This is a genomic window from Cryobacterium sp. MLB-32 (genome assembly GCF_000738085.1).
In the GTDB taxonomy this organism is placed as follows: Bacteria; Actinomycetota; Actinomycetes; order Actinomycetales; family Microbacteriaceae; genus Cryobacterium.
Genome location: NZ_JPRS01000386.1, coordinates 1 through 1,046, shown reverse-complemented (window position 1 = coordinate 1,046; position 1,046 = coordinate 1). Strand labels below are relative to the sequence as shown.

Below are 1,046 nucleotides of genomic sequence, written 5' to 3'. Positions count from 1 at the left end.
TATCGAACAGTCGTTGAGTTCCTTTGGACTCTCCCAATCTGCTCTAATTTTCATTGACTGATTCTCTACGCGTCAGGTTTTGCCGGTCCACCTGGTAGACGCATTCTCGGACCGCTCGGTCATCGTCGCCACCGGACGTCGACACGAGGGTCATGCCAATGCGCTCACAAAGCAGCCGTGACGGCAGGTTCTCTTCATCGGTCTTCGCCACGACGAGAACGAAGCCAAACTTGTCGAATGCGGCATCAACGAGCGCAGCGACGGCCTCGGTTGCGAGTCCCTGCCCCCCTGCGGCTGGATCAAAGACGTAGCCCACCTCGGCTGTCATGGGCTCACCAGCGAGCCAGACAAGACCAACCTCACCGACCACGTCGGCGGCATCCTTAGTCTCGACGAGCAGAACGAGTTCGTCGACGGCTGCAACGAAGACAGCATCTTCATAGGCCGCGAGTTCCGTCTCGGCTTTTTCGCGTGTCCAAACACCCGAGCGGAGGTGGAGTGCAACATCAGGGCGAGCACGATAGGTCAGGACCGCGTCCACGTCAGCACGGCGGCAACGCCGAAGGCGAAGTCGATCGGTGGTAATCATGCCATCGACGTTACCGCGCACCCCGTCCTTAAAGCGGACGGCCAGCGCGACAGATCTAGGGCTGGTCCGCGGAAGTGCCCAACACTCTGAGGCCGTGTCAGAGGGGACCCTCGACGGCGTGCGCATCGGCCTCCCTAGGCGCTCAGGAGTGACCGGATCTGCTTGAGCTCTCCCGCGTGAGCAGCAGATTGCACGTCAAGATCGTATCGGGTCTGGAGGTTCATCCAAAATCGATCCGTTGTGCCGAGTGCTCGTGCCAGCCGGAGCGCGGTGTCCGGGCTGATACCTCGTTTGCCGTGAACGATCTCGTTGATGCGTCGCGGTGGCACGGCGATCGCGTGGGCAAGTCGGTACTGGCTGATGCCCAGCGGATTTAGGAATTCTTCGAGAAGAATCTCGCCGGGGTGAATGGGCTCGTGTGCGGCAGTCACAATATCTCCTCAGTGATAGTCAGTGA

2 protein-coding genes are annotated in these 1,046 nt (G+C 60.0%); both read right to left on the bottom strand.

Translation table 11 applies throughout. The annotated features are described in order from the left end of the window. Nucleotides 1–43: 43 nt before the first annotated feature. Nucleotides 44–589 carry a GNAT family N-acetyltransferase gene (locus JF66_RS18815; RefSeq protein ID WP_051973759.1) on the bottom strand — a complete coding sequence of 182 codons (546 nt, stop codon included), beginning with the start codon at nt 587–589 and terminating at the stop codon, nt 44–46. 134 nt (nt 590–723) lie between these two features. Then, entirely contained in the window at nt 724–1,020 is a 297-nt protein-coding gene (locus tag JF66_RS18810; RefSeq protein ID WP_035880402.1) for a HigA family addiction module antitoxin, read from the bottom strand. Nucleotides 1,021–1,046: the final 26 nt, after the last annotated feature.

Excerpts from the sequence above, each read along its gene's own strand:
- JF66_RS18815 (WP_051973759.1), bottom strand. The coding sequence starts at position 589 with ATGATTACCACCGATCGACTTCGCCTTCGGCGTTGCCGCCGTGCTGAC.